Below are 24,776 nucleotides of genomic sequence, written 5' to 3'. Positions count from 1 at the left end.
AAACAAAAAAAATGAAAGGACCAATCAGTCAGTTTATTGAAAAACATTATTTGCATTTTAACTCTGCTTCGTTAGTAGATGCTGCAAAAGCATACGAACAGCAATTAGCCGATGGTGCAAAGATGCTGGTAAGTATGGCTGGCGCAATGAGTACAGCAGAAATTGGTAAAATTTTTGCCGAAGTAATCAGACAAGACAAAGTGCATATTATTTCATGTACTGGAGCAAACTTAGAAGAAGACATCATGAATTTAGTAGCTCATTCTCACTACGAGAGAGTTCCTAACTACCGTGATTTGACACCAGAAGACGAATGGGCTTTATTAGAAAGAGGATTAAATCGTGTTACTGACACCTGTATTCCTGAACATGAAGCTTTCCGTCGTTTACAAAAACATATTTACAAAATTTGGAAAGATGCTGACGATAAAGGTGAGCGTTACTTTCCGCACGAATTTATGTATAAAATGTTGTTGTCTGGCGTTTTAGAAGAATATTACGAAATTGATTTAAAAGATAGCTGGATGTATGCAGCTGCAGAGAAAAATTTACCAATTATCGTTCCTGGATGGGAAGATAGTACAATGGGTAACATCTTTGCTTCATACGTAATTAAAGGAGATTTAAAAGCATCTACTATGAAATCTGGAATTGAATACATGACTTTCCTTGCGGATTGGTATTCTAAAAACAGTTCAAACGGAATTGGATTCTTCCAAATCGGTGGTGGTATCGCGGGTGACTTCCCTATCTGTGTAGTGCCTATGCTTTACCAAGATATGGAAATGCACGATGTTCCATTTTGGAGTTATTTCTGCCAAATCTCAGATTCAACAACTAGTTACGGTTCTTACTCTGGGGCAGTTCCAAATGAAAAAATCACTTGGGGTAAATTAGACATCAAAACCCCTAAATTTATTATTGAATCGGATGCTACAATTGTTGCTCCGTTAATTTTTGCATACTTATTAGATTTATAAGATAATTTATGAAAAGAGTTATAGTAGACTACGCCAAACTTACCAACGAAATTTTAAACCTTTTGGTTGAAAAATTTCCTGATGGTTATGATGATTCGGATGTAATCCGTTTTAGAAATGCTAAAAACGAATTGGTTGAAGCTGTAGAAGTTCGTACTGAAGACACAATTTATTTGGTTAAAATTAGTACTAAACTTGCAGACAGAATTGAAAACTACGATGAGGATGACGATTTAGATGTTGATGTAGATGCAATTGCACCAGTTAAAGGTATGGATCTTGATGATGATATCAGCAACGACGATGACGATGATGATGACAATCATGATAAACCAGATTCTGACGGTGGTGACGATGATGACGATGATGATGATAAAGCTGATACTGACTATGATGAAGAAGACGAAGATGATGAAGATTAATTCATTTTCTTTCTAATAAAAAAAAGGAACTCTGTTTGGAGTTCCTTTTTTTTATAACAAGACAGAACAAATTACTAAACTTATATTTTTGTTTTTATAGGATTTTTTCTACATTTAAAACATTAAAAAAAGTACATGCCTATGACTTCAGAAATTCTACACACTACATTAAAAGAAAATTTTGGTTTTGAAAAATTCAGACCTAATCAAGAAACCATAATCAACACCGTATTATCTGGACAAGATGCTTTGGCAATTATGCCAACAGGTGGAGGAAAATCGATTTGTTTTCAGCTACCCGCTTTAATCTTGCCCGGAATTACAATTGTAATATCGCCACTGATTGCTTTAATGAAAGATCAAGTCGATAGTTTGAAAACAAACGGAATTTCTGCTTGTTATATTAATAGCACGCAATCATCACAAGAACAGCAGTATTATATAGATAATTTAAAAACAAATCATTTTAAGTTAGTCTACGTTGCACCAGAAAGCCTTTCTTATCTGGATATGGCTTTTAGCGAATTGAATATTAGCTTAATAGCAATTGACGAAGCACATTGTATTTCGTCTTGGGGACATGATTTTAGACCTGCTTATACTAATTTAGGATATCTAAAAAGCCGCTTCCCTTCTACTCCAATCTTAGCATTAACTGCTACAGCTGATAAAGCAACACGTACTGACATATCTAAACAATTGAATCTAAAGAATCCGAAAACATTCATTGCTTCTTTTGATCGTAAAAACCTAAGTCTTGAAGTTCGTCCAGCTTTGGATCGGGTGAAACAAATAATTGATTTTATTGAAAACAAACCAAATGAATCAGGAATCATTTATTGTTTAAGCCGTAAAGCAACAGAAGAGCTTTCTGAAAAATTGAGAAAAAATGGAATTGAAGCCAAAGCATATCATGCTGGCTTAGACAATGAAACGCGAGCTAAAACTCAGGATCAATTTATAAATGATGACTGTCAAGTAGTTTGCGCAACAATTGCTTTCGGGATGGGAATTGACAAATCGAATGTTCGTTGGGTGATTCATTACAATCTTCCAAAAAACATAGAAGGCTATTATCAGGAAATTGGACGTGCCGGCCGTGATGGTCTTCCTGCCGAAACAGTTTTGTTTGAAAGCTATGCAGATGTGATTCAGTTGCAAAAATTTGCTTCTGAAGGATTGAACTCTGATATTCAGCTTGCAAAATTAGATCGTATGAAACAATACGCTGATGCTGTAAGCTGTCGAAGAAAAATTCTATTATCTTATTTTGGTGAATTGGTTACCGAGAATTGCGGAAACTGCGATATTTGCAAAAATCCGCCAACTTTTTTCGATGGAACGATTCTCGCGCAAAAAGCTTTATCTGCGATTGTGCGTTTAAAAGAGTCTGAACCATTGGCCGTAATTGTCGATTTTTTAAGAGGCTCGAGAAACGCGTATATCTACGAAAAAAATTATCAAGAGCTAAAAACGTACGGAATTGGAGCTGATGTTTCTTGGTACGATTGGAATCAATACCTTATTCAACTTATCAATTTAGGTTATTGCGAAATTGCCTTTCATCAGCATAATAAAATCTTGCTTACTCCTTTTGCAAAGAAAGTTTTGTTTGAAGGTGAAAAAGTAAAGCTGACGACAGTGGTTAAGAAAACAATTGATAAAAGTGAAGCTAAAGAGGCAAAACCAAAAGCAGCTAAAAACTCTTTATTTGAAACACTTCGCAAATTGCGTTATGAAATTGCGCAAGAAGAAGAAGTTCCCGCTTATGTTATTTTTAGCGATGCTTCTCTGCGTCAAATGGAAATCGTACGACCAATGAGCGATGAAGAGTTTCTTGCTGTTGAAGGTGTCGGAAAAGCAAAACTAGAAAAGTACGGAGCAGATTTTATCAAAGCCATTATTGAATTTGAAAGAAACAAATCTGTTGTTAAAAAAGAGAAAAAAGACAATACCTATAAAAAAACGCTGGAATTATTTCAGAATGGAATTTCAGTAGAAGAAATAGCAGAACAGCGAGATTTGAGTCCAACGACAATTATTTCGCATTTGGCGAAATTATATGTTGATGGTCATGATTTAGATTTAAGCCAGTTTGTTTCTGAAGATGAAATTCTGCAAATAGAAAAAGCTCAGATAGAATTAGAGAATCCAAACGCATTAAGGCCTTACTACGATTTTTTCGAAGAGAAAATGTCTTATGATAAAATCCGGTTTGGTTTGGCTTTTTTAGAGAAAAAACTTAAATGAGTTTTGTCATCTTGACCAAAGAAAGATCACGCTAGAAATTCCACAAATATTAGTAAAGCACCAAACCCGACAGGTTTTAAAAACCTATCGGGTTTACTGAATATAAAATCAAAAAAAATCCCAAACTCCAACGAAATTGGAATTTGGGATTTTAAATTTTCAAATATTCATTTTTTACAAATATCTCTCTTCAAAAACTTTCTGATGATGCTTTTGATGCCCAATCATGACAAAACCTAAAGCGCGAACAGAAATTGGATTGTTAGATGCAGTTCCAATTCTTTTTAGCTGTTCTTCAGATAAGCTTTTATAAAATAATAAAGTTGAATGTCTTACAGCCGAAAATTCGGTTAGCAAATCTTGAATACTTCTCTTGTTTGAATCTGTATTATCTGCATAATCATTTTCTTCAAAACTTGGCAAAGGCGTTTTATCATTTCTTGAAAAACGCAAAGCACGATAAGCAAAAATTCGCTCTGTATCTATAACATGCTGAATAATGTCTTTAATCGTCCACTTGCCTTCTGCATAACGATAATCAAATTTATCCATTGGAATATTTTGAACAAATCGAATAAACTCATGAAGAGAGATTTCTAAATCTTCAATCAAAATTCCATCTCCAGCCGCTTTGATATAAGTGCCAAAATGGCCTGAATATTCATTGTCTAATAATTCTGCTGCTTTCATTTTTATTATTTTAAGCTGAATTTCTACTTGCGTTAGTATTTCCAAATAATGATCTGGTTACGATTTTCTCATAAACTTTAACCAATTCTTCATTTGGCTTTTCCGCTTTATTTAATTCATTTATTCTCAATAAAGCATATTGCTGAATAGTCAATAACGGTAAAACAATGCGCTCTCTTATCTGAATTGAAGCAATACCATCAGGATAATTTTCCATCAATGTTTTGTGCCCAGCAATCTTCAATAAAAGACGTTTTGTTTCTGAGAATTCATCATAGATAATTTGCCAGAATTCACCAAACTCAGGATCATTTTTCATGTAAGCTGTCAGTGGCAAGAATGATTTTGCTAATGACATCATACTATTTTCAAGTAATGTTTTGAAAAATAATGAATTATGATATAAATCACTTACTTTATCCCATTGTCCAGTCTCTTCAAAATGTCTCAATGCTGAACCTACTCCAAAGAATCCAGGAACGTTTTGTTTCAACTGGCTCCATGAACCAACAAACGGAATCGCTCTTAAATCGGCAAAATCTAATGATTCAGATTTGCTTCTTTTAGAAGGACGGCTTCCAATATTGGTTTTTGAGTAATATTTAAGCGTACTCATTTTCTCTAAGTACGGAATAAACTTTGGATGATTTTTAAAACTTAAATATTTGTCATAGCCCAGATTAGCCAAATCAGTCAAAATTTGAGTTTCTTCTGCAGTTAATTCGTTTTTCTCTTTACTAAATACTTGATTTGTAACACCAGCACTCAATAAATTTTCAATATTATATCGGCAAGAATCTAATGTTCCAAAATTAGAGCTAATCGTTTGTCCTTGAACGGTAATCTGAATTTCGTTGTTTTCAATTTTTGGACCAAGAGAAGCATAAAACTTGTGAGTTTTTCCACCGCCACGAGCTGGAGGTCCACCACGTCCGTCAAAGAAAATTGCTTTAATTCCGTATTCTCTAGAAATTTTTGTCAACGAAATTTTAGCTTGATAAATACTCCAGTTTGCCATTAAATAACCACCATCTTTAGTTCCGTCAGAGAATCCAAGCATGATAGTTTGTTTATTCCCTCTCGATTTCAAATGTTTAGCATATTCTGGATTCGTGTACAACTGCTCCATAATCGTATGAGCATTTTGCAAATCGTCAACCGATTCAAAAAGCGGAATAATGTCAACTGTTGGTTTTTCCCAATTATTCAAACGAATCATGGCAAAAGTTTCCATAACATTCAGAGCGCTTTCGTTGTTGCTGATAATGTAACGGTTTGCTCCTTCTTCTCCATTATTTTCCTGAATGGTTTTAATGGCTTGAACAGATTCTAGAGTATATCTCGTGATTTCATTTTCAAAATCAGCTGGATTCAGATTTCCTTTAACTTTCGATAAAACATTGATTTTTTGATCTTCTGTCAATTCGTAATAATTTTTCGGAAAAACATCCGAACCAGAATTCAAATAGTAATTCACAACATCTTTGAAAACTGCATTGTGAATTTTACTATTCTGACGAATATCTAAAGTTGCAAAATGGAATCCGAATAAATTAACTTTTACCAAAAGCGCATCTAATTCATCCAAATATAAAGATTGATGTTTCTCAATAATTATAGCTCGAATTTTGTTTAATTGCGTTAATAATTCTTCTAAAGTGATAAAAATATCTCCTTTAGAGTAAAATACAGAACGATAAAGTTTATGTTCAAGTTCAGCAACTAAAGCATCTACGCCTGAGAAAGTTAGCTTGCGTTTTAAATTTCTCATTTCAACATAATAACACTTCAAAATTGAAGTACGCAAACGATCTGCAACTTTAAGCGTAATGTCTGTAGTAACAAACGGATTTCCGTCACGATCTCCCCCTGGCCAGAAACCAAGTTTGATCAATTGGTTGTGAATTGGATTTCCTTCTAAAATATTTTTTTGCAGGTAATGAACAATTTCTCCTGCTGTAGCATAAAATACATTTTCTAAGTACCAGATCAAACTTACCGCTTCATCATAAGGATTTGGTTTTTCTTTCTGAATAAAAGGCGTTTTTCCTAACTGAGCCAGCAATTGTTTAATTTGCAGCAAATCATTTTGACGAATCGCTTCTGTCAAATCATTTATAATTCCTAAAACTGGGCCAGGATAAAATTGTGTTGGATGAGCTGTTAAAACCGTACGAACATTGAAGCTTTCTAAAAATTCACTTAATTCGTCGTCTTTCTCTTTTGCATCAGATTTCTCTTTGATGTCACGCAGAGATCCGCGTCCTTCCATGTTGTTAACTTCCGGAAAAGCAGCGTCTTCAATAGCGTCAAATAATACAATTTGGCGCTCTATATATTGAATAAATCGAAACATAAGATCGATTTTTTCTTCTTCAGAAGCGTTACTTAAGAATTTATTTGAGAAGAAATCAACAATTTCTTTAGGAGTTTCTTGTTTTTTAAAGCCTGTTTCGCAAGTTTCTGTAAATAAAGGAAGTAAAACTCCCGTGTTATCTATAGAATCAAAGGGTAATGTTATAAAAACACTATTATAAATGTGGTATTTTGAGAGAACGTCTTGATTAAAACGCTCAATTTTTGGCAACGTATACATAATCGTGTTATAGTTGGTTGGTTAATTAGTCATAAAAAAACCCCAAGAATAAACTTGAGGTTATATTTTAATATAGCATTCAAGAAAAGTTCTTACATATTTTTGAAAATAGTATGCATCAAACGCTTCTTATCGTTTATACTTTCCTCTAATGAAATCATTGTTTCTGTTCTGTAAACACCATCAATATCGTCAATCATAAAGATAACTTCTTTAGCGTGCTTAGTATCTTTTGCTCTAATTTTGCAAAAGATGTTGAATTTTCCTGTAGTTACAGAAGCTACAGTTACGAATGGAATTTGATTAATTCGCTCTAATACAAATTTAGTCTGAGATGTATTATTAAGAAAAACCCCTACATAAGCAATAAATGAATAACCTAATTTATCGTAATCTAAGGCTAATGAAGATCCCATGATGATACCGGCATCTTCCATCTTTTTAACTCTAACGTGTACTGTACCAGCAGATATCAATAGTTTTTTTGCAATGTCAGTAAACGGAACTCTCGTATTGTCTATTAACATATCTAAAATCTGGTGATCTACTTCATCTAAACGAAATTTACTCATAATTGTTTAATTAATATTACTAATTGCTATTACAAAGTATAAAATTATATATAAAAAACAACAAATTCACATAAAAATTAACTTTTTATTAATCCGTTAACAAATTTAACATTTTTATTTAAATAAAAATTTGCTTTTTGACCCGTTTTAGGAAAGTTTTGGAAATCGTCCGAATATTCTGCGCCTTTTGCGTCGTATTCGTAATGTCCAAAATAATTTTCCAACTCGCCTACTTCAACTATGTAAGCGTTAAAATGAATCTTATTTTCGATTAATTCTTCTTTGTATTGAGCGACAAAATTCGTAATAATTTCGATACCATCATAATTTATTTTGACATTTTTATACATAAAATCATAAAAAACCACATTATTTTGTGAAATATTCAAATATTCGGAAAATCTATTGCTAACTAAATCGTTTTCGGATATCTGTTTGAAGCTTAAAATTAACGCGAAAAATATGAATTTCCTAGTAATCTCTCGTTCGTAATCCTTCGGAAAATGTCCTGCCTCAAATAAGATAGTTGGAACACCTAAATACTGAAAAGTGTCTCCTATACAATTAATATTGAAGGAGTCATCAAAACGTCCAACTTGTCCAGGAATGTATTTTTGAAGCTCTTCATTGATTCCTGCAATGACATTTATGGCTTTTAATCTATTTTCGTTTACTTCTCTTTCCTCGTTATAAGATGGCGCTAAAAAAGATACCGTAGCAGGTTTTCCTGTTGTTCCTGCTCCAAATATGGTTCGCTGGTCATGTAAATTAAAACAGAAATCAGGCTTAAACTGTTCAAATACTTGGCGAAGCACTTTACTTTCTGGTTGCGTCAAATCTTGCGAATCACGATTTAGGTCAATTTCGTTTGCATTTGCTCTGGTATAAAGTCTTGCACCGTCAGGATTAAGTATTGGAATGCAATAAAATGTGAAAGCATCTAGCATTTGTTTTGCAAAATCGGTATCGTCATTCAGTAAATTGATGAAATCAAATAGAGCTTTTGTTGTTGTGCTTTCGTTTCCGTGCATTTGCGACCACAGGTATGCGCGTGTTTTTCCAGTTCCAATTTGATAACTATATATAGGTTCACCTAGAACAGATGTGCCAATAATCTGTACTTGACCATTTGTATTTAACTTATCTAAAAGCGGTTTAATATGGTCTAAAGTAAGATATCTGCCTGAGATTGACTGTTCCTTGTACTGTATAAAAAGCTGTTCTAAATTCATTGTGTTTCGATTAGTTTACAAAAGTAAACATCTTTATTTTTACAATTGTAAACTATAGAAAATATTAATAATTTAGAATTGTAAACAGTTCTGGGCAAGATTTAGTATAACTATTGATAACTTGTTTCATTTAAGCTTTTTAAGCTAATGGTAATTATCTAAATTCATAGATTTCAGTTAATTATAATTAGCTATCTAAATTTTAAATTTAACATAAAAATGAACTCTAATTAAAATTACAACAATAATATTCGAATACTGTTTCTTTTTGTTTACATTTGTAAATGGACGAATTTAAAACAGGAATTTACAATGGTAAACATAGATGATTTTGTAAAAAGACTTGAATCCGTATTAGAATATTATGGCTTAAATGCCTCTGCTTTTGCTGATAAAATTGGAGTGCAACGTTCTAGCATGTCGCATCTTTTATCAGGCAGAAATAAGCCAAGTTTAGATTTTGTAATGAAAATTCTAGAAGTTTTTCCAGATGTAGACTTATATTGGATTTTGACAGGAAAAGGAACTTTTCCAAAAAACAATAATGAAGAAGTGGATGAAACTAAAAAGTCCTCTCCTTCTATTCTGTCAAATCAGAATATGGGAAATGATTTATTTTCGGCTATAGAAATAAGTTCTGAAGAAGAAGAAAAAAGAGAACTCAAAAAATCTTCAGCTCCAAAAAACACAGATTTTAATTTGGAAGATGTCGAAATTGAAAAAATCGTCTTATTTTATAAAAATGGCACTTTTAAGGCCTATTCTCCATAATGCAAAAATTAGCGCGTATTTGACTCTTTGTCCAGAAAATTTTTAAATATGCGATTCTCACGCGTTTGAAAAAATCTTCAAAAATTACAATTTGATGCCATTTCCTGGAATTTTTCCTGAAACACCTTCATAGTGCTTTTTCAAAATTTCATAATCGGCTTCGTAATTTCCCGTTGGATAAATTGCTTTGCCTAGATTTACTTCTTTTTTGCCCCAATCAAAAGCAACGGGAACAATTGGCACATTCGCTTTAAGCGCAATAAAATAAAATCCAGTCTTTAGTTCATTTACTTTTTTTCTGGTTCCTTCTGGAGCAACAGCTAAGCGAAAGATTTCTTTTCTATCAAAAATTGAAGCAATGGCATCCACTTTATTCAATCCGCCTGAACGATCTAATGGCTCACCGCCGACATTTTTAAAATAAAAACCAAAGGGAAATCTAAATAATTCCTTCTTTGCTACAAAATTCATCTGCAAACCAGATATGCCTCGGGTAAAAAGACCTATGTAAAAGTCATGATTGCTTGTATGTGGCATCACTACTAATACACATTTTTTTACTTCAGCATTCTCCATTCCCACTATCTTCCAGCCCATTAGCTTGTAAAAGATGAATTTGTATAACAGTTTTTTCATGAAAGATTCAATATTTGATGCAAAATAAAAGATTTAATGGTAAATTTGAGTAAAAGCATAAAAAATGATTCGAAAATTTTTCAGTTATATAATTCCAATAAAAATATTTAAGAAAAAATCAGCCAGAAGCAAAATGATCGAAGTTACATGGGCAAATGGCGAATTAGTATTGGACACTGAAAACACAAATTATTCATATGGAAGTCTGCAGCGTATATTAAGATACGGACTTCGAAATATTGGATATGATAAAATTTTAGAAATGGAGCATATTTTACTATTAGGAGTTGCTGGTGGAAGCGTAGTAAAAACTCTAGTAGATGAGATAGCCTACAAAGAAAAAATAACAGGAGTAGAAATTGACCCCGATATGATTCATATTGCCAATGAGTACTTTAACCTGAATCAAATTAAACAGTTAGAAGTTATTATTGACGATGCATTTGAGTTTGTCCTGAAAACAAAAGAAAAATATGATCTCATAATTATAGATATTTTTGAAGATACACATATGCCCAATTTTTTGTTCGAAAAGTTTTTTGTTGATAGAGTCTGCACTATTTTAAAAGACAATGGTTTTGTTTTATTCAACACCATGATATTAGACGAAGCTCATAATGTTCGAAATAGAAAATATGTTGCAGAAGTAAATCCGAAAATGTTTAAAACAAAGATGCTGCCACGCATTGAAGTACATAACGAATTAATAATTATAAATAAAGTAGCCTAATTTTATGAAACCCCTTTCTTCAATCTTAAACGCCTTACCACCTACTAAAGTTATTGATGCCTCAATTAATCTTTCTGAATATGTACCTTTAAATTTGTCTGTTTCAAATCAGGAATTGGTCGATAAAAAACTGGACACTTCAGAAGATTTTGAAAAATATATTTCAAACTATCTAAAAGAAAACAATGCCAAAGTTGCCTTTGGAGGTTACATAGAAGGTAGATTTTTATATCAAAGAAGTCCCATTTTTTTGGATGCTTCTAAACCAGAACGCAATATTCATATCGGATTAGATTTATGGGCAGAAGCCGGAACCTCAGTACTTTCAGCCCTGGATGGAAAGGTGCACAGCTTTAAAAACAATGTTGGTTTGGGCGATTATGGTCCTACTATTATATTAGAGCACGAAGTTGAAAAGGAAAAATTTTATACTTTATACGGACATTTATCGTTAGAAAGTATAGAGAATCTAAAGATCGGAGACTATTTTAAGAAAGGTGATAAAATTGCCAGCTTAGGAAATGCCTCAGTAAATGGAGATTACGCCCCTCATGTCCATTTTCAAATCATCCACAATATTGGTGATTATCACGGAGACTATCCTGGTGTCTGCAATACAGGCGACCTAAACTTTTATATCGAAAATTGTCCCGATCCTAACTTATTATTAAAAATTACTTAAATAGTTATGAAGAAAGCAGGATTGATTATATGTTTGTTGTTATTAATCGGATGTAAATCTAAAACCGTAAGCAGAGATACAGAAGATTTGAAAGTTAAAAAGGTTTCTGGAGCAGATGTAAATGCAAATCAGCAGCGTAAAGCGTATGATTTAGGAAAAAGAGTCTTAGAAACTTGTAATACTTCAAAATTTAAACCTTTTAATGAAACTGAAGTAACTAAAACGGTTATGGAAAACACAACTGAAGAGCGTTTAACCAAAACCTGCCAAAGATTTAGACAATACTACGGAAGTTTTATAGATTTAAAATTAGATGGAGTTTACAAAACCAAACATGAAGTCATTTACCGCTATCATGCTTTGTACACAAAAAAAGTAGCTAACAAAGAGCTGCGCATCTTTGTAAATGAAGACAATCTCATTTCTGCCATAAAATCTATGGATTGGGATGAAAAATTTGATGCCAAATTAGCCGATCAATAAATTACGATACTTATGAATTTTAAACTACCACTTCTTCTTTTATTATTTGTTTCAACATTTGCTTCAGCACAGCAAACTATCAGTGTAAAAGGATCTGCACCTTATCCTGCAACACAAGAATATACTTTCATCTGCGAGAAATACGCGTACTCTGGTGAAATTAATGTACAGATAGCTAAAACAGAAAAAGGAGGTATTTTAAAACTAACTGTTTCTACAGCAAATGACAAAGCAAAAATTGCTGGAGGTGTTTACGTCGATTTGACAAATGCCGATGTTATTGCTTGCACAGACAAGAATGTAAAAGAATCTGCAGACGGCAAAACTACTGCTTACTATTATTTCACTCCTGCAGAATGGCTAAAGCTTAAAAAAACTGATATTTATGCTATAAGATTCATCATTGCAGGTGGACCCGATATTTCAGGGAATCTAACTGGACATTTTACAGCGTATAGCAAAGTAAAGTATTTCTCTACAGCATTTGATAAATCTAAGAAGACATTTGATACAGCTAAAGAAATTAGTGTTTTATAGTGATTTTTTAATATAATAAATCTTATATTTAACATAAATATTATTTTATGAATTCAAATGAAGCCTTGATTACAAAATTCTATACTGCTTTCGCAAATGCAGACGCCAAAACAATGAGCGAATGTTATCATCCAAAAGTTCATTTTGTTGATCCTGCTTTTGGTTTGTTAAAAGAAGAACAGGTTTCTAAAATGTGGGAAATGCTGCTTTTAAAAAGTAAAGGCAATTTGAAAATTGAATTTTCAAATGTAAAAGCAGACGATTCTATCGGTTCAGCAAATTGGACAGCCACTTATAATTTTAGCAAAACAAACAGAAAAGTCATCAACAAAATTTCGGCCGAATTTATATTCCAAGACGGCTTAATTATCAAACATACCGATAGTTTTGATGTCTGGAAATGGTCAAAACAAGCTTTTGGTCTTACCGGTTATTTACTTGGTTGGACAGGGTTTTTCCAGAAAAAAGTACAATCACAAGCTTTGTTGGCATTAAAACAATTTCAGAATACCAAATAGATCTTCGATATCTGCCTCATTCCCGATTATAATTATTTTGTTACCTATTATTTTACTAAAAGTGTTAATTCTAAATACTGATGAAAGAAATCGTACACAAAAAATTAAATCAATTACAGGCAACTGCAATTTGCGGAAACGATATTAGTTCTTCTTGCCTTTATGTTTCGGCTTTGACTATTTTGTATGCAGGACAATATGCTTGGATCTCACTCCTAATTGTTGCTGTCGTATTATTTCTTTTCAGAAAAATTTATGCAGAAGTTGTTGGAGCAATTCCTTTAAATGGTGGCGCTTACAATGTTTTATTAAATACTTCAACAAAACGTTTGGCTTCTGTTGCCGCAACACTAACCGTTTTGTCCTATATGGCAACCGCTGTAATTTCAGCTTCAGAAGGAATGCATTATTTACACGGAATTTTTGAAGGACTTAATGTTACCATAGCAACAGTAGTTGTTCTCGTCCTGTTTACAGGATTGGCTATTTTAGGAATTGGAGAATCTGCATTTGTGGCTGTTATCATTTTCATGACACATATCGGAACTTTAACTTTGCTAGTTTTAGCATCAGCTTGGTTTGTTTTGTCACATGGTTTAGATACTTTTCATATCAATTGGCAGACACCAATTGCTTCAGGAAGCATTAAAACTGCTCTTTTTCTTGGGTTTTCTGCTGCCATGTTAGGGATTTCAGGTTTCGAAAGTTCAGCCAACTTTGTAGAAGAACAGGAACATGGTGTTTTTCCTAAAACACTTCGTAACATGTGGGGAATCGTGAGTTTTTTCAATCCCGTAATTGCCATTTTATTAATTAGCGTAATTCCGTTAACAGAAGTTGGAGAGAATAAAGAATCACTTCTTGCGCATTTAGGAGATACCACAGGAGGAGCTTGGCTTGCTTGGCTTATTTCTATAGATGCAGTTATGGTGCTATGTGGAGCCGTCCTAACTTCATTTGTTGGTGTTTCTGGGCTTCTAAACCGAATGACATTAGATAGAATTTTGCCAAATTATTTCCTAAAACAGAATAAAAGAGGATCTCATTACCGAATCGTCATAAGTTTCTTGATTCTATGTTTATCAGTCCTATTTGCTACAAACGGGCATTTAGAATCTCTGGCTGGAGTTTATACTTTTTCTTTCTTAGCTGTTATGGCGCTTTTCGGAATCGGAAATTTACTTTTAAAATATAAACGAAGAAAACTTCCTAGACCAGAACGTGCCAGAGGTATTGCTGTTGTTACTGCCGTATTCTTTGTCATTGCAGCATTTTTAGGAAACATGTCCTTAAATATCAATTCGTTTTATACATTTTTGCAATACATGATTCCTGCTTTAATCTTTATCGGAATTATGCTGAATCGTGTTACTTTGATACGCTTATTAATTGAAGCTCTAGAATATTTTTATCAGCCATTACGCAAAATGGTTATTCTCAGTAATCGTTACTTAGAAAGTTTAAGTTCAAAAATCAACTCTCAAGAGTTCGTTTTCTTTACAAAAGGAGATGATATTACAATCTTGAACAAAGTCTTACAATATGTAGAAGACAACGAAACTACTAAGAAACTTAAAATTGTTCATGTAAAAAAAGACACTGTCGATAACGAAGCTCTAAAAAAAGATTTAGAAGTTTTGGATCGTGCTTATGACAGTCTCGACATTGAATTTATAGAAATTGAAGGCGTATTTGGTCCAGAAATTATTGACGAACTTTCCGAAAAATGGAAAATCCCAAAAAACTTCATGTTTATTGGTTCTCCTGGAAATAAATTCTCCTATCGTGTAGCCGATCTAGGCGGTGTGCGATTGATTATGTGATTTTTTAGAAGCACAAGATTCGTGTTTTCATAACGACTTGTCCCGCTATTCGTTCCAATCTTTTGTGGTTCCCGATAGCTATCGGGACCACCACAAAAGGATTTCCACTTCTATCGGGGCTAAATCACAAGTATATTTTTCATAAGAACATAAAACTGAATACTATAAAAACAAACCCGACAGGTTTTCAAAACCTGTCGGGTTTACTAAACTTTACGTTCTTTAAAAATATTCTTATAGAAAAAACTTTCGCGAACTTTGCGGTTAAATAAAAATCTAAGATTTAAACCAACTTTCTACCAATTCATCTTCAAACGAAGTCGCATCTTTATGAATAAACTCATTACGATTTTTATCATAAGAATAATCCAAAGCCCATTCTTTATGATTTGCTGCCAGTTCTTTGATGCTATTGCATACAAAAGCAATTTCTTCGTCAGTCGTAGTTGGGTGAATTGACATTCTAATCCATCCCGGTTTTTTGATTAAATCGCCAATTGTAATTTCGTTAACCAATTTGTTTGAAGTTTCTTGATCAACATGCAATAAATAATGACCATAAGTTCCCGCACAGCTGCATCCTCCTCTAGTCTGAATTCCAAAACGGTCATTTAAAATTTTAACTCCTAAGTTAAAGTGAAGATCATCAATAAAAAACGAAATTACACCAAGGCGTTCTTTATGCTGTCCAGCTAAAATTTTGATATTAGAAACAGGGTCTAATTGAGAGAAAACATAGTCAACAATTTCATGTTCACGCTCCATAATGTTTTCAATTCCCATTTCTTCTTTTAGCTCGATTGCCAACGCAGTTTTGATAACTTGAAGAAAACCAGGTGTTCCACCATCCTCACGATCCTCAATATTATCAATATATTTATGTTCTCCCCAAGGATTTGTCCAGCTTACTGTTCCTCCACCTGGGCAATCAGGAATCATGTTGTTGTATAATTTCTTATTGAAAATTAAAACTCCAGAAGTTCCAGGCCCACCTAAGAATTTATGTGGAGACATAAAAACTGCATCCAAATAAGCTTCTGGATCAGCAGGATGCATATCAATTTCTACATATGGCCCAGAACAGGCAAAATCAACAAAACAAACACCATTATATTGGTGCATTAATTTTGCTGCTTCGTGAAAAGGAGTTCTCAACCCCGTAACATTCGAACAAGCCGTAATAGAAGCAATTTTGATCGTTCTATCTTTATATTTCTCCAATAAAGCTTCAAGGCTTTCTAAGTTAAAAAGACCTTTTTCGCAAGAAGGAATAATCTCAACATCTGCAATAGTCTCTAACCAAGAAGTTTGATTAGAATGGTGTTCCATGTGTGAAATAAAAACAATAGGTTTTTTCTCCGCCGGAACAGTTGTAAAACTTTTTAAGTTTTCAGGAATTTTCAATCCCAAAATACGCTGGAATTTATTGATAACTCCCGTCATTCCAGTGCCATCAGTAATTAAAACATCATCGCTGTTTGCATTGGCATGACGCTTAATAATATGTCTTGCATGATGGTATGCTTTTGTCATAGCAGTACCAGATACAGTAGTTTCAGTATGCGTATTGGCTACAAAAGGTCCAAACTGATTTAGCAGTTTTTCCTCAATTGGACGATATAATCTTCCGCTGGCAGTCCAATCTGTGTAAATTATTGATTTTCTGCCATAAGGTGAAGTAAATTCTTGATTTATACCGACAATATTCTGTCTAAATTCTTGGAAATAAGTTTCCAGTGTCATGGTACTATTTTTGCTATTCATTAGTTGTGCCTTGTGTTTGATTGCAAATATATATAGTTTTTTATAAAATTGCGAATTTATCAATAGTAAACTTCAAACACTATATTACTGTTTGGTATTTTTAGTTAAAACAACTTTTTTTTAATAAATTATCATAATATCCTATCGAATTAATAGGCATTAAACTTTAAAGAAAGTACTACTTATGGGAAATTTATCTGTAGCTACCTTTGGTGGCGGATGTTTTTGGTGTATAGAAGCTGTAATTCAGCGTTTAAAAGGTGTAGAATCAATAAAAGCGGGTTATTCAGACGGATTCATAAAGAATCCTGCTTATCGTGAAGTTTGCACAGGAAGAACAGGACATGCCGAAGTGATTCAAGTGACTTTCAACCCTGACATAATTTCATATCACGACTTAATTTTCATTTTCATGACAAGTCATGATCCGACTACTTTAAATCGTCAAGGCGGTGATAGCGGAACTCAATATCGTTCTATTATTTTATATCATGATGACGAGCAAAAAGAAATTGTCGAAAAAGTTTTTGAAGAAGTACAGCCTGCTTATGCAGATCCAATTGTAACGCAATTAAAACCTTTTGAAGTTTTTTACGAAGCCGAAGATTATCATCAGAACTATTATAACGAAAATCAAGAAGCTGGATATTGCCAAGTGGTAATTGATCCAAAAATTCAAAAACTTAAAAAAATGTACGCTGATATGTTAATCAGCTAAATTTAGTTTTAGCCAAAGATTAAACTTTTTTATTTGCCACGAATTACACAAATTTTCACGAATGTTTTTTCAGCTAAATCTAAAAATTAGTGGAAATTTGTGTAATTCGTGGCAAATAAACAGCATAGAAAATCCATTTAATCTCTAAATCTGTGGCAAAAATAAGAAAGACAAAAAATGAAAAATCTTAGAATAAATAATCGATTTACTGCCGAATTACCAGCAGATCCAGACTTGACAAATGAAGTTCGTCAGGTTAAAAACACGCTGTTTTCATATGTAAATCCAACAAAACCCTCAAACCCGAAATTAATTCACGCTTCTGAAGAAGTGGCTGAATTGGTTGGAATTTCTAAAGACGAAATTCAATCAGAAGAATTTTTAAATGTTTTTTCTGGAAAAGAGATTCTTCCAGAAACAAAACCGTTTGCCATGTGCTATGCGGGACATCAATTTGGAAATTGGGCAGGACAACTTGGAGATGGTCGAGCTATTAATTTAACAGAAGTTGAAAATAATAATCAATTTTACACACTGCAGTTAAAAGGCGCAGGAAAAACTCCATATTCTAGAACGGCTGATGGCTTGGCTGTTTTACGCTCTTCTATAAGAGAATATCTATGTGCTGAAGCAATGTATAATTTGGGCGTTCCCACTACCCGATCGCTTTCACTTGCCCTTTCTGGAGATCAGGTTTTAAGAGATGTTTTATATAACGGGAATCCTGCTTATGAGAAAGGCGCTGTAGTTTGCCGTGTAGCTCCATCTTTCATTCGTTTTGGAAGCTATGAAATGCTTACAGCGAGAAATGAACTGAAAAACTTAAAGCAATTTGTAGAATTTACGATTAAGCATTATTTCCCCGAAATTACTGGTGAGCCAAAAGAGCAGTATCTTCAGTTCTTCCAAAAAGTGGCTGATACAACTCGCGAAATGATCCTGCATTGGCAACGTGTTGGATTTGTTCATGGTGTGATGAATACGGATAATATGTCCATTCATGGAATTACGATCGATTACGGTCCTTATGGATGGCTGGAAAATTATGATCCAGACTGGACTCCAAACACAACCGACAGTCAAAATAGAAGATACCGTTTCGGAAATCAGCCGCAGGTGGCACAATGGAATTTATTTCAATTGGCAAATGCACTTTATCCGTTAATTAATGAAGCAGCCCCTTTGGAAAAAATATTAGATTCATTTATAACTGATTTTGAAAATGACTACAAAGTAATGTTATTGAGTAAATTAGGAATATTTACTTCAAGTGAAGCTGATGATAAAATCATTAAAGGTCTAGAAGAAATTTTGCAGTTATCAGAAACCGACATGACTATCTTTTTTAGAAATCTTAGCAAAATTAAAAAAGAGGATTCTGTAGAACAAGCATTCGAAAAAATAGAATACGCATTTTATATTCCAGAAGAAATAAGAGAAAATATTCTAGGTGCTTGGCAAAAATGGTTTACAGTTTATTTGAAAAGACTAAACTCTGAAACACTTACAGATGAAGAAAGAACTTCAAAAATGAATCAGATTAATCCAAAATATGTACTGCGAAATTATATGGCACAATTGGCTATTGATGCAGCAGATAAAGAAGATTATACTCTGGTTGATGAACTATTTCAGCTTCTTAAAAATCCGTATGACGAACAGACAGAATCTGAAAAATGGTTTGCAAAACGTCCAGATTGGGCAAGAACAAAAGTTGGCTGTTCTATGTTATCTTGTAGTTCTTAAAAGTTTTTTTGCCACGAATTACACGGATTGACACTAATTTCTATACTTTAAGAATAAAAACTAAACGGATAAAATTTGTGCAAATTCGTGTAATTCGTGGCTAACTTTTTTTTACTTTGAACTAATATAATCTACAATCATACTAGCATGAACTCTCGAGTTTTCTATAAACCACTTATGTGTCTGCATTCCACCACAAACTACTCCGGCAAGAAATAAACCTTCTATATTAGTTTCCATTGTTTCAGGATTATAAATTGGAATTTTCAGTTCATCATTAGAAAGCTGGATTCCGATTTTTTCTAGAAAATTCAAATCAGGTTTATAGCCAGTTAATGCCAAAACAAAATCATTTTCAATTGTAATTTTTCCGTTTGGTGTTTGAATTTCTACTTCAGCTTCACGAATTTCAGTAATATTAGATTCAAAATAAGCTTTTATACTTCCTTCGGCAATTCGATTTTCAATATCTGGTTTTACCCAATATTTCACACGGCTATTTATTTCGTTTTTACGAATTACCATGGTAACCTCTGCTCCCTTTCTCCAGCATTCCAAAGCAGCGTCTACAGACGAATTATTAGCGCCTACAACCAAAACTTTTCTAAAAGCATATTCGTGTGCTTCTTTATAATAATGACGGACTTTTGGAAGGTTTTCGCCTAAAACATTCATTTCAATTGGAATATCATAAAAGCCGGTTGCCAATATGACATTCTTCGATTCGTAATTTTGTTTATTCGTTGCAATCTTAAAAACACCTTGGTTTTTCTGTACATCAAGTACTTTTTCAAATAAATTGATGTTGAATTTAAAGTAGCGGTGAATATTTCGATAATATTCCAAAGCTTCCTGACGCCCTGGTTTTGGTGCTAAGCAGTTAAACGGAATCTCGCCAATTTCTAATCTTTCAGCAGTAGAGAAAAAGGTCATATAAAGCGGATAATTAAAAATACTGTTAACAATCGCTCCTTTTTCTATAATTACATATTTTAATTTTTTCTTTTCGGCTTCTATTGCACAAGCAAGGCCAATTGGTCCGCCACCGACAATTATAAGGTCATATATTGATTCTGTCATTTTATTTTTGCCAGTCTTTATAAGGATTTTTGCTTAAATAAGCATTATAATATCTTTCATCGTTTGTTACTTCTTCTCCAAGCCATTCTGGTTTTTCAAAAACTTCATCTTCCGAATTTAATTCAATTTCAGCCATTACTAAACCTTCATTTTCGCCATAAAACTCATCTACCTCATAAATATGCTCACCAGATTGTATTTCGTAACGCGTTTTTTCAATTTTGCCCTTTTCGCATAATTTTAGTAATTCCTGAGCTTCATCAAGCGGAATTTCATTTTCCCATTCAAAGCGAGACATACCGCCGCCATGGCTTATCCCTTTTATAGTTATAAAGCCTTTATGCCCTTTAATCCTAACCCTAACCGTACGTTCAGGAGCAGAACTCAAATAGCCTTGAGCAATCTTATTCTGAGTAAAAGCTTGATTCTTGTAAGCGTCAGATTTTACAAGAAACTTTCTTTCTATTTCAACCATCTTAATTCTAGATTATTTTTTATGCAAGTTACTCATTTTAATCTAGCCTTTGAGCTTACAAAAAATGAAAAGTTTGTTAATTTGTTACTTTTTATCACAATCAATTTTTACCAAAATAACTGATTGTTAACATCTTGCAATTATTATTTTAAGTAATTTTGATAGAATCCATTCCTCATCAAACAGTTATCAGTCTAAAACTTTTTTTAGTATAACTAAAAAACTTAATACAATTTAAACTCTAAAATAGAACGGTCATGAATGTACCTTATGTTGTAATACCAATAGCACTAGGTGTAATCTGCGGGATTTTAGGTTACATACTAGGTAAAATAACTTTTAAAAATGATAATTCACTTTCAGCATCTCTTCAAGCCGATCTAGATGTTTGCAAAGCGCATACACGAAATTTACATACAAGAATCTTAAAACTAGAAGCAGAATTGGCTACAAAAAGCAAAACTACAATTCCCGAAATAATTCCTTTTGAGCCTGCATTAGCCTTAAATGCTTTAGGGAAAAAAATAAAAGAAAATGACCTGAAAATAGTAGAAGGAATTGGGCCAAAAATAGAATCTTTATTTATTGAGGCAGGAATAAAGACATGGCAAAACCTTTCGCAAGCTTCTACAGAAAAATTACAAGCTATTTTGGATGCTGGCGGAGAAAACTACGCTATGCATAATCCGAGTACTTGGGCAAGACAAGCATTAATGGCTTATCAGGGAAAATGGAAGGAATTGAAAGATTGGCAAGATAGTTTGTTGGGTGGAAAAGAGTAGAAAAATAAGGTTCAAAGGAACAAAGTTGCAAAGGTTCAAAGATTTTTCCTTTGTCACTCTGTTTCTTTGAACTTTTCCCAATTCTTTGAAGCATTGTACCAAAGTTTTCCATTTTTAACTTCAAGTGGGCAATCTATATTATTAGTATATAATGCTCCAGTTCCTAAGCCTTGTGGCATATCTGAATTTAATGTAAATGTCCATTGTGCAATGGCGTTTAATCCAATATTGCTTTCTAATGCCGAAGTAATCCACCAGCCAATATTATACTTTTCTGCTAAAGTGATCCATTCTTGCGTACCACGGAAACCGCCAACAAAACTTGGCTTTAAAATGATGTATTGAGGCTTAATTTCCTGAAGTAATTTTTCTTTTTCTTCTAATGAAAACACACCAATAAGCTCTTCATCTAAAGCTATTGGAAACGGTGTTTGTTTGCACAATTCAGCCATTTCAGCAATTTGCCCTTTTTTAATGGGTTGTTCAATGCTATGAAGCTGAAATTGTTTTAACTGACTTAACTTATCTAAAGCCTCTATTGAAGAAAAAGCTCCGTTAGCATCTACTCTAATTTCTATTTGTTCTGCAGAAAAATGACTTCTTATAAATTGCAATAATTCTAATTCTTTAGCAAAATCAATAGCCCCGATTTTGAGTTTTATACAACTAAAACCGTCAGTTAATTTTTCTTCAATCTGCTGTTTCATAAAAGCAGATTCTCCCATCCAAACTAATCCGTTTATAACAATTGAGCTTGTATTATTGGTAAAATCGGATGGAAATAAAAGATATGGATTTTCACTTTTAAGAGATAAAAAAGCCATTTCTATTCCGAATTGTATAGAAGGAAATTCTAATAAAGCATTCCAAAGTACTGTTTCACCTAAGTGAATATTGTCGCAAGCCCATTTTAATTTTTCTTCGTAATCTTCACGATCATCTGCGCTCAAACCACGCAGTATGCCACACTCTCCTATTCCTTTTTTGCCGTTTTCTTCTAAGATTATAAACCAAGTTTCTTTCTCGGTCATAATTCCACGAGAAGTTCCAGAAGGACGTTTAAATTCTAATAAATATTTTTGATAAGATGCGTTCATTTTTTTAAGGTACTAAGATGCTAAGACATTAAGCTTCTAAGCCCAAAAAAGACTTGAAGAAATACTTTATATCTAAGAAACTTAATTATATAGTTTTAAGATTTTCTCGAAGTCTTTTGAAGGCAAGCCTGCTTTTTCAAAAGCCTGAAAATCAAGTTTTGTTTTCGCAATCCAGCTTAAACTGTCCGTTACATTCTGAGTCTGATATTTTTTGTAAATCGCTTTTGCTGCACTGTAATCGTCGCTTACTAAGTAAGTATGCGCTAAGTTTAATTTTACTAATAACTCTGTATCATCCAGCTTTTCACCTTCTTGAAGCACTTTTAATGCTTTTGCATATTGTTTGGTCAAAATATAGCAATATCCTAACGAACCGTAATCTAAAGCAGTTGCTTTACCTTCATTTACAATTGTATTTAATTTCGGAATTGCTTCGTTATACTTTTGGGCTTTAATTAAAGATGCCACTTGTGTTCTTAAATCGTTGAATACATTTTTAGAAATATCGGCATCTTTGTAACAGCTGTTTCCAAAATCTTTATAGACTTTAATTTTTTCCACAGCCAACAATTTTTGAAACTCATCATAACGATATTGCTTCATGATTTTATTTAAAATACAAACACAAAAATCATCTGAATTAGCCATTTTCTGTGCCATTGTCGAAGTTTTGCACAAACTTATAATTTCGTTTTTATTGTCCTGATTCCAACCGCGGTTTAATTTTGTATCTACCCACGGCACTACTTCTAGAACTACTTTTTGGCTTAAAATCCAATTTTTGCTTTCAAAGCCAAACCAGATTGTACTAATATTTTCCTTTAAGCAAGATGATTTATTTACAGATAAACGTTTGGCATCTTTGCTAACAGGTTCTGCTTGAGAATAGCAGGCTTTATCTATTTTACCATCTGCAACATATTTTTTTGCATTTTCATTAGAAGTAAAAATTGAATATGTACACTGATCATCACCTGAAATTTTTGACATTAAGAAAACAGCACCGGCAGAACCTTGGCTAACACCTGTTGGATCTGGAATTGCTTTTAATACCGAAACCAAACTATTGGCCATTTCCTGATTTTTATCTAAAAGTGTGATTCTATATACAATTTCTGTAGTTCCAACTGGTAAGTCTTCTGTTGGTATAGAAATTCTATCGCGTGCGGGAACCATAATTTCTTTGGTTGTTGCACGTTCTTTGTCCCAATAACCGTCTTTTTGTGCAAAAGCTTTATAGGAAGTTGCGATAAATAGTAATAAAAGGATTTGTTTGAAAGTTGTATTTTGTGATGATGCTTTAAGTGCCACAGATTTCACAGATTAAAATGATTTTTACTTTAAAAAACTTTAATTCAATTAACATAGATTATGCCAAATAACTTTCTTATGGAATTGAGTGCCCTAGCCCCGATAGAGGCGGTATCCTTTTTAAGGCAATTTTTCTTTGCCTTAAAAAGATATAGCCGAAAGCGGGATTGGCTCCTTCCTTCAACTCCGCTCAGGATGACAATTATAATTCGATAGAATCTCCGATTGGTAAAAGCATTAAATCTTTTCCTTTGTCAAAGAATTTGCGAATTGCTTCTTCATGATCGATTTCGATATAACCAAAAGTGTCATAGTGGTATCCAAGAACTTTGTCGCATTCCACAAAATCTGAAGCGATAATAGCGTCTTCGACATCCATTGTGAAGTTGTTTCCGATTGGAAGAATAACTAAATCTAGTTTTGTGCGAAGCGGAATCAATTTCATATCGTATGTCAATGCCGTATCTCCAGCGATGTAGATATTTTTATGCTCGCCTTCGATTACAAAACCTCCAGGATTTCCGCCGTAAGAACCGTCAGGAAAACTGCTTGAGTGAATTGCATTTACATATTTTACTTTACCGAAATCAAATTTCCAGCTTCCGCCGTGATTCATTGGGTGCGAATTGAATCCTTTTTTTGCATAGTAACTTGCAATTTCTGCATTAGAAACGATAACTGCATTGGTGTTTTTAGCAATCGCTTCAACATCTAAAACATGGTCAGCGTGTGCATGCGTTAGCAGAATATAATCGGCTCTGATTGTGCTCAGGTTAATTGTAGCTGCTTGTGGGTTTCCGGTAATAAATGGATCCACAATAATGTGTTTTCCTCCTACTTCAATTCCTAATGAAGCGTGTCCGTAGTATGTAATTTTCATT

Annotated in this window: 24 protein-coding genes; 13 read left to right on the top strand and 11 right to left on the bottom strand. The window is 33.3% G+C overall.

The window, feature by feature from the left end; all coding sequences use genetic code 11:
* Positions 1 to 11: 11 nt before the first annotated feature.
* The 3 genes from DM397_RS04485 (at position 12) to recQ (ending at position 3,652) form a co-directional block, all read left to right on the top strand.
* The gene (locus tag DM397_RS04485; protein ID WP_057117936.1) at positions 12 to 980 is read left to right on the top strand and encodes a deoxyhypusine synthase family protein; all 969 of its coding nucleotides are present in this window, start codon (positions 12 to 14) and stop codon (positions 978 to 980) included.
* Between the two features lie 8 nt (positions 981 to 988).
* Positions 989 to 1,402 carry a DNA primase gene (locus tag DM397_RS04480; protein WP_111376393.1) on the top strand — a complete coding sequence of 138 codons (414 nt, stop codon included), beginning with the start codon at positions 989 to 991 and terminating at the stop codon, positions 1,400 to 1,402.
* A 141-nt stretch (positions 1,403 to 1,543) separates the two neighbouring features.
* Complete coding sequence (recQ, locus tag DM397_RS04475) at positions 1,544 to 3,652, top strand: DNA helicase RecQ (RefSeq protein WP_111376392.1); 2,109 nt, start codon at positions 1,544 to 1,546, stop codon at positions 3,650 to 3,652.
* Positions 3,653 to 3,826: 174 nt separating this feature from the next.
* Here the strand turns inward: recQ and DM397_RS04470 are convergent, their stop codons facing one another.
* The 4 genes from DM397_RS04470 to DM397_RS04455 form a co-directional block, all read right to left on the bottom strand.
* Entirely contained in the window at positions 3,827 to 4,342 is a 516-nt protein-coding gene (locus tag DM397_RS04470) for a DinB family protein (protein WP_111376400.1), read from the bottom strand.
* A 10-nt stretch (positions 4,343 to 4,352) separates the two neighbouring features.
* Positions 4,353 to 6,938, bottom strand: coding sequence for a phosphoenolpyruvate carboxylase (locus DM397_RS04465; protein WP_111376391.1), 2,586 nt, complete (start codon positions 6,936 to 6,938; stop codon positions 4,353 to 4,355).
* A 92-nt stretch (positions 6,939 to 7,030) separates the two neighbouring features.
* Entirely contained in the window at positions 7,031 to 7,510 is a 480-nt protein-coding gene (locus DM397_RS04460) for an Lrp/AsnC family transcriptional regulator (protein WP_008468989.1), read from the bottom strand.
* Positions 7,511 to 7,587: 77 nt separating this feature from the next.
* Entirely contained in the window at positions 7,588 to 8,742 is a 1,155-nt protein-coding gene (locus tag DM397_RS04455; protein WP_111376390.1) for a M14 family metallopeptidase, read from the bottom strand.
* A 312-nt stretch (positions 8,743 to 9,054) separates the two neighbouring features.
* On the opposite strand from DM397_RS04455, the gene DM397_RS04450 reads away from it, so the two are divergent.
* A complete protein-coding gene (locus tag DM397_RS04450; RefSeq protein ID WP_111376389.1) occupies positions 9,055 to 9,513 on the top strand; it encodes a helix-turn-helix domain-containing protein in 459 nt (152 codons plus the stop codon).
* 84 nt (positions 9,514 to 9,597) lie between these two features.
* Here DM397_RS04450 and DM397_RS04445 read toward each other — a convergent pair whose 3' ends face one another.
* Positions 9,598 to 10,149, bottom strand: coding sequence for a 1-acyl-sn-glycerol-3-phosphate acyltransferase (locus DM397_RS04445; protein WP_111376388.1), 552 nt, complete (start codon positions 10,147 to 10,149; stop codon positions 9,598 to 9,600).
* 64 nt (positions 10,150 to 10,213) lie between these two features.
* On the opposite strand from DM397_RS04445, the gene DM397_RS04440 reads away from it, so the two are divergent.
* From DM397_RS04440 to DM397_RS04415, 6 genes are all read left to right on the top strand, one after another.
* Positions 10,214 to 10,879 (top strand): spermidine synthase, encoded by a 666-nt coding sequence (locus tag DM397_RS04440; RefSeq protein WP_111376387.1) that lies wholly within the window; start codon positions 10,214 to 10,216, stop codon positions 10,877 to 10,879.
* Positions 10,880 to 10,883: 4 nt separating this feature from the next.
* A complete protein-coding gene (locus DM397_RS04435) occupies positions 10,884 to 11,561 on the top strand; it encodes a peptidoglycan DD-metalloendopeptidase family protein (RefSeq protein WP_111376386.1) in 678 nt (225 codons plus the stop codon).
* A gap of 6 nt (positions 11,562 to 11,567) precedes the next feature.
* On the top strand, positions 11,568 to 12,044 hold the full coding sequence (locus tag DM397_RS04430) for a hypothetical protein (RefSeq protein ID WP_111376385.1): 477 nt from the start codon (positions 11,568 to 11,570) through the stop codon (positions 12,042 to 12,044).
* A 12-nt stretch (positions 12,045 to 12,056) separates the two neighbouring features.
* Positions 12,057 to 12,581, top strand: a complete 525-nt coding sequence (locus tag DM397_RS04425; protein WP_111376384.1) for a hypothetical protein — start codon at positions 12,057 to 12,059, stop codon at positions 12,579 to 12,581.
* A 47-nt stretch (positions 12,582 to 12,628) separates the two neighbouring features.
* Entirely contained in the window at positions 12,629 to 13,099 is a 471-nt protein-coding gene (locus tag DM397_RS04420; RefSeq protein ID WP_111376383.1) for a nuclear transport factor 2 family protein, read from the top strand.
* Between the two features lie 80 nt (positions 13,100 to 13,179).
* Positions 13,180 to 14,922, top strand: coding sequence for an APC family permease (locus DM397_RS04415; RefSeq protein ID WP_111376382.1), 1,743 nt, complete (start codon positions 13,180 to 13,182; stop codon positions 14,920 to 14,922).
* A 276-nt stretch (positions 14,923 to 15,198) separates the two neighbouring features.
* Here the strand turns inward: DM397_RS04415 and DM397_RS04410 are convergent, their stop codons facing one another.
* A complete protein-coding gene (locus tag DM397_RS04410) occupies positions 15,199 to 16,686 on the bottom strand; it encodes an aminotransferase class V-fold PLP-dependent enzyme (protein ID WP_111376381.1) in 1,488 nt (495 codons plus the stop codon).
* A gap of 184 nt (positions 16,687 to 16,870) precedes the next feature.
* On the opposite strand from DM397_RS04410, the gene msrA reads away from it, so the two are divergent.
* Both msrA and DM397_RS04400 read left to right on the top strand, forming a co-directional pair.
* The gene (gene msrA / locus DM397_RS04405) at positions 16,871 to 17,404 is read left to right on the top strand and encodes a peptide-methionine (S)-S-oxide reductase MsrA (protein ID WP_111376380.1); all 534 of its coding nucleotides are present in this window, start codon (positions 16,871 to 16,873) and stop codon (positions 17,402 to 17,404) included.
* Between the two features lie 177 nt (positions 17,405 to 17,581).
* On the top strand, positions 17,582 to 19,150 hold the full coding sequence (locus tag DM397_RS04400; RefSeq protein WP_111376379.1) for a protein adenylyltransferase SelO: 1,569 nt from the start codon (positions 17,582 to 17,584) through the stop codon (positions 19,148 to 19,150).
* Between the two features lie 111 nt (positions 19,151 to 19,261).
* Here the strand turns inward: DM397_RS04400 and DM397_RS04395 are convergent, their stop codons facing one another.
* Together DM397_RS04395 and DM397_RS04390 are read right to left on the bottom strand one after the other, a co-directional pair.
* Positions 19,262 to 20,230, bottom strand: coding sequence for a YpdA family putative bacillithiol disulfide reductase (locus DM397_RS04395; RefSeq protein WP_111376378.1), 969 nt, complete (start codon positions 20,228 to 20,230; stop codon positions 19,262 to 19,264).
* Between the two features lies 1 nt (position 20,231).
* Entirely contained in the window at positions 20,232 to 20,705 is a 474-nt protein-coding gene (locus DM397_RS04390; RefSeq protein WP_111376377.1) for a CYTH domain-containing protein, read from the bottom strand.
* Positions 20,706 to 20,962: 257 nt separating this feature from the next.
* Between DM397_RS04390 and DM397_RS04385 the strand changes: the two genes are divergently transcribed.
* Entirely contained in the window at positions 20,963 to 21,487 is a 525-nt protein-coding gene (locus DM397_RS04385; protein ID WP_111376376.1) for a hypothetical protein, read from the top strand.
* Between the two features lie 53 nt (positions 21,488 to 21,540).
* On the opposite strand, the gene DM397_RS04380 is transcribed toward DM397_RS04385, so the two are convergent.
* The 3 genes from DM397_RS04380 to DM397_RS04370 form a co-directional block, all read right to left on the bottom strand.
* Positions 21,541 to 22,584, bottom strand: coding sequence for an o-succinylbenzoate synthase (locus DM397_RS04380; protein WP_111376375.1), 1,044 nt, complete (start codon positions 22,582 to 22,584; stop codon positions 21,541 to 21,543).
* A gap of 81 nt (positions 22,585 to 22,665) precedes the next feature.
* On the bottom strand, positions 22,666 to 23,904 hold the full coding sequence (locus DM397_RS04375; RefSeq protein ID WP_111376374.1) for a tetratricopeptide repeat protein: 1,239 nt from the start codon (positions 23,902 to 23,904) through the stop codon (positions 22,666 to 22,668).
* Between the two features lie 193 nt (positions 23,905 to 24,097).
* Positions 24,098 to 24,775, bottom strand: a complete 678-nt coding sequence (locus DM397_RS04370; protein ID WP_111376373.1) for a metal-dependent hydrolase — start codon at positions 24,773 to 24,775, stop codon at positions 24,098 to 24,100.
* Between the last annotated feature and the right edge of the window lies 1 nt (position 24,776).

The organism is Flavobacterium nitrogenifigens, from assembly GCF_003254565.1.
GTDB lineage: Bacteria > Bacteroidota > Bacteroidia > Flavobacteriales > Flavobacteriaceae > Flavobacterium > Flavobacterium nitrogenifigens.
The sequence above is the reverse complement of the archived record's forward strand: the minus strand, read 5'-3'. Positions and strand labels throughout refer to the sequence as shown.

Coding starts and splice junctions, on each gene's coding strand:
- DM397_RS04485 (WP_057117936.1), top strand. CDS start 12: ATGAAAGGACCAATCAGTCAGTTTATTGAAAAACATTATTTGCATTTT.
- DM397_RS04480 (WP_111376393.1), top strand. CDS start 989: ATGAAAAGAGTTATAGTAGACTACGCCAAACTTACCAACGAAATTTTA.
- recQ (WP_111376392.1), top strand. CDS start 1,544: ATGACTTCAGAAATTCTACACACTACATTAAAAGAAAATTTTGGTTTT.
- DM397_RS04470 (WP_111376400.1), bottom strand. CDS start 4,342: ATGAAAGCAGCAGAATTATTAGACAATGAATATTCAGGCCATTTTGGC.
- DM397_RS04465 (WP_111376391.1), bottom strand. CDS start 6,938: ATGTATACGTTGCCAAAAATTGAGCGTTTTAATCAAGACGTTCTCTCA.
- DM397_RS04460 (WP_008468989.1), bottom strand. CDS start 7,510: ATGAGTAAATTTCGTTTAGATGAAGTAGATCACCAGATTTTAGATATG.
- DM397_RS04455 (WP_111376390.1), bottom strand. CDS start 8,742: ATGAATTTAGAACAGCTTTTTATACAGTACAAGGAACAGTCAATCTCA.
- DM397_RS04450 (WP_111376389.1), top strand. CDS start 9,055: ATGGTAAACATAGATGATTTTGTAAAAAGACTTGAATCCGTATTAGAA.
- DM397_RS04445 (WP_111376388.1), bottom strand. CDS start 10,149: ATGAAAAAACTGTTATACAAATTCATCTTTTACAAGCTAATGGGCTGG.
- DM397_RS04440 (WP_111376387.1), top strand. CDS start 10,214: ATGATTCGAAAATTTTTCAGTTATATAATTCCAATAAAAATATTTAAG.
- DM397_RS04435 (WP_111376386.1), top strand. CDS start 10,884: ATGAAACCCCTTTCTTCAATCTTAAACGCCTTACCACCTACTAAAGTT.
- DM397_RS04430 (WP_111376385.1), top strand. CDS start 11,568: ATGAAGAAAGCAGGATTGATTATATGTTTGTTGTTATTAATCGGATGT.
- DM397_RS04425 (WP_111376384.1), top strand. CDS start 12,057: ATGAATTTTAAACTACCACTTCTTCTTTTATTATTTGTTTCAACATTT.
- DM397_RS04420 (WP_111376383.1), top strand. CDS start 12,629: ATGAATTCAAATGAAGCCTTGATTACAAAATTCTATACTGCTTTCGCA.
- DM397_RS04415 (WP_111376382.1), top strand. CDS start 13,180: ATGAAAGAAATCGTACACAAAAAATTAAATCAATTACAGGCAACTGCA.
- DM397_RS04410 (WP_111376381.1), bottom strand. CDS start 16,686: ATGAATAGCAAAAATAGTACCATGACACTGGAAACTTATTTCCAAGAA.
- msrA (WP_111376380.1), top strand. CDS start 16,871: ATGGGAAATTTATCTGTAGCTACCTTTGGTGGCGGATGTTTTTGGTGT.
- DM397_RS04400 (WP_111376379.1), top strand. CDS start 17,582: ATGAAAAATCTTAGAATAAATAATCGATTTACTGCCGAATTACCAGCA.
- DM397_RS04395 (WP_111376378.1), bottom strand. CDS start 20,230: ATGACAGAATCAATATATGACCTTATAATTGTCGGTGGCGGACCAATT.
- DM397_RS04390 (WP_111376377.1), bottom strand. CDS start 20,705: ATGGTTGAAATAGAAAGAAAGTTTCTTGTAAAATCTGACGCTTACAAG.
- DM397_RS04385 (WP_111376376.1), top strand. CDS start 20,963: ATGAATGTACCTTATGTTGTAATACCAATAGCACTAGGTGTAATCTGC.
- DM397_RS04380 (WP_111376375.1), bottom strand. CDS start 22,584: ATGAACGCATCTTATCAAAAATATTTATTAGAATTTAAACGTCCTTCT.
- DM397_RS04370 (WP_111376373.1), bottom strand. CDS start 24,775: ATGAAAATTACATACTACGGACACGCTTCATTAGGAATTGAAGTAGGA.